The sequence below is a fragment of the Gemmatimonas sp. genome (assembly GCF_044345575.1).
GTDB lineage: Bacteria > Gemmatimonadota > Gemmatimonadetes > Gemmatimonadales > Gemmatimonadaceae > Gemmatimonas.
This window is the reverse complement of sequence record NZ_JBIJAW010000395.1, coordinates 1-2,880: the sequence shown is the minus strand read 5'-3', so window position 1 is coordinate 2,880 and position 2,880 is coordinate 1. Positions and strand designations below refer to the sequence as shown.

Annotated in this window: 2 protein-coding genes and 1 pseudogene; all 3 read left to right on the top strand. The window is 65.0% G+C overall.

Features of this window, described 5'->3' with window-relative positions; genetic code table 11:
• Window positions 1–897 (top strand): annotated as a pseudogene (locus ACIQ6O_RS15700) (hypothetical protein); the annotation flags it as partial.
• Window positions 898–929: 32 nt separating this feature from the next.
• Complete coding sequence (locus tag ACIQ6O_RS15695; protein WP_396208717.1) at window positions 930–1,823, top strand: M55 family metallopeptidase; 894 nt, start codon at window positions 930–932, stop codon at window positions 1,821–1,823.
• 57 nt (window positions 1,824–1,880) lie between these two features.
• Window positions 1,881–2,477 carry an outer membrane beta-barrel protein gene (locus tag ACIQ6O_RS15690; RefSeq protein WP_396208716.1) on the top strand — a complete coding sequence of 199 codons (597 nt, stop codon included), beginning with the start codon at window positions 1,881–1,883 and terminating at the stop codon, window positions 2,475–2,477.
• Window positions 2,478–2,880: the final 403 nt, after the last annotated feature.

Genomic DNA, 2,880 nt, shown 5'->3' with positions numbered 1-2,880 from the left:
TACTACGTGCCCACGAGTACCGGCGACGAGGTGATCGAAAAGCACGTGTGCGTGGCGGAGCGTGCGCGCATGCTGCGTGGTGACGCGGCACGCGAGCTCTGTCGCATCGTGCCCGATGTGAATTTTCTGAATACGTCAGATCTCGATGGACGCGCGTTGCCGCCGCCGGGCTCCCCCAACCTCGTGTTGGCGGCGGGTGGGACGCAGTTGCGCGGGATCGTCGAGAGCGACGAGCTGCAGCTGTGGCGTTTTGCGGTGAATTGGCGTGATACGTCTCGCACGACATTCACGGGCCCCGAGCGCATTGCGGTGGCCCCGTATCGCTACCTGTGCGGCGGCCAGCTCACCAATTGTGTTCCGCAGCCCGGTGTGGAGCGGCGTCTCGATGCGCAGGGCGACAAGCTCATGCCGCGGCTCGCGTATCGGCAGTTCGGAAGCCATGGCGCGATGGTGGCCACGCACAGCATCAACACCGAGAACGGAACCGGCGGGGTACGCTGGTACGAGCTCCGCGCCACCCGTCGTGGAGCAGTGTCGCTGTATCAGCAGGGTACGCTCGCGTTTGACAGTCTGTATCGCTGGTTGCCGAGCGCCGCGATGGATCGTGTCGGCAACATCGGAATCGGTTATTCAGCCGGTGACGGGCGCATCTACCCGGGCCAGCGCTTCGCCGGCCGGTCGCCAGGGCACGCCAAGGGCACGCTCGGCTTTCGTGAAGTCACTCTTGCCGCGGGCGAGGCCTCGCAGGCCGGCACCCTCCGATGGGAAGACTACACGCAGACCGCGGTGGATCCGTCAGACGATTGCACGATCTGGTACGTGGGCGATTATCTCCGTGCCGGCGCTACGCAGTACTCCACCCGCATCGGGGCGTTTCGCATGCCGGGATGCCGCTGATGCCAGTTCTCTTCACTCCACCGATTCCAACCATGATGCGTTCCGTACTCGTCGCTTCGTGCGTGGCGTTCGTTGCACTGGCTACCCCCGCCACTCGCGCCGAGGCCCAGGCGCGCAAGGTGTACATCTCCGTCGACATGGAGGGTATCAGCGGGGTCAACGGTGACAACCAGACCTCGGCCGCCGGCGCCGAGTACGGCCGTGCGCGAAAGCTGATGGCCGAAGACGCGAATGCGGCGATTCGGGGCGCATTCGACGGGGGCGCGACGGAGGTGGTGGTGAACGATTCCCACGGGAGTCAGCGCAACCTGCTTCCTGAAGATCTCGACCCGCGCGTGCGACTCATCAGCCACAGCTTCAAGCGCCATGGCATGATGGAAGGGCTCGACTCGACGTTCGATGCGGTGATCTTCGTGGGCTACCACGCGAAGGCCGGATCGCCGCGTGGTGTATTCGCGCACACCGGGTCGGGGGTATTGCGCGACCTGCAGATCAACGGGCTCTCCGTTGGTGAGGGCGGCATGAACGCATTCATGGCGCGCTGGTACGGTGTGCCGGTCGTGATGGTGACCGGCGATGACGTGGCTGTGGAAGAGCAGCGCGCCACCGTACCCGATGTCCGTGGTGTGGTGGTGAAGCGGGCCATCAACTCACGGGCGGTGGAACTGCGGCCGTTGGCGGAGACGCGTCGCGAGATTCAGGAAAGCGCGAAGGCCGCCGTGGCGAACGCTCGCCGCAGCAAGCCGGAGCGGCTGGCGCGCTACACGGTGCGCATGGAATTGCGCGACGGGACAATTCCCGAGGTGGCCGCGGCGTTCCGCGAGATCACGCTGGTGAACGCCACGACGGTGGAGTTCACGCGTGACAGCATGCCCGACGCGTATCGCTTGATTCGGGTGCTCTACCGCTTCATCAATACGGACTGAGAAACGGCGTACACACGCCGGGTCCTGTTCCAATCCCTACACGAAAACGGAGCGATCATGGCATTCACGCTTGCTCGTCGGCAGCTCAGTGGTGTTATCGCGGCCGGTCTCGCACTCGCCTTCGCGCCGCTCTCGACGGCAACGGCGCAGTCGACCAAGGGGCTGTTCCTTGGCATTCAGTATGCCGGGTCGTCGCTCGATGCGAAGTCGGCGGCGGAGAATCTCGATTTCGGAGGCGGGTTCGGCCTCCACGCCGGTATCGGCCTCAACAACACCGTCTCGGTGCTGGCGAACTTCGATCGCAGTGTGCTCTCGGGGCGTTCCGGCACTACGAGCGTCACGGTCTCACAGTACGATGCGCTGTTGCGTCTGAACCTGTTCCCCGGCGCGGGCTCACCGCTGCGCGTGTTCGCCACCGGCGGAGCCACCGCACGCTCGGCCAACGCCGGTCGGGACTTCGAGGAGATCGCCCCCACGGCGGGCGGCGGGGTGCAGTTGTTCCTCAGTCCACAGCTCGCCGTGAATGGCACCGCCCTCTGGACCTTCGGCAAGCTGACCCAGGCGGCCCAGCTCTCGAACAGCACGGTGGGGCAGTACGAGACGACGCAGACGAGAATACAGGTAGGGGGGTCGCTCTACCTGTTCGGGCACTGACCTCTGGCTGCAGAGAGCTGAGATTCGAGCGGGCGCATCGAGCGGCGAGAGAAAGAAAAGAGCCCGGATAGAAGCGAGACATCCGTGCCCCCGAGGTGAGAAGCGAGCGCGTTGGTCCTCGCTTCTCACTTCTGGGTAGCGGATGTCTCGCTTCTATCCGGGCTCACTTCTCAAGCTCACCGTTCACTTCTCACGCTGAGATCTCAGATCTCAGTGCGCGAAGCGCGAGACGGCGCCCGTCAGCCCCCGATACGGAGATTGACCACGCGCTGTCCCAGTCTCGGGTCCATCGACTGCACCAGCAGGCTCACGTAGTCTCCGTCCTTGAGTGCCGCGATAGCGCTCTGCAGGTCGGCGACGCTGCGCACGTCACGGCGCGGCGTGGGGTAGAGCACCGCAAGCA

Bases quoted from the DNA above. Each gene is read 5' to 3' on its own strand.
- ACIQ6O_RS15695 (WP_396208717.1), top strand. From the start codon at position 930: ATGATGCGTTCCGTACTCGTCGCTTCGTGCGTGGCGTTCGTTGCACTG.
- ACIQ6O_RS15690 (WP_396208716.1), top strand. From the start codon at position 1,881: ATGGCATTCACGCTTGCTCGTCGGCAGCTCAGTGGTGTTATCGCGGCC.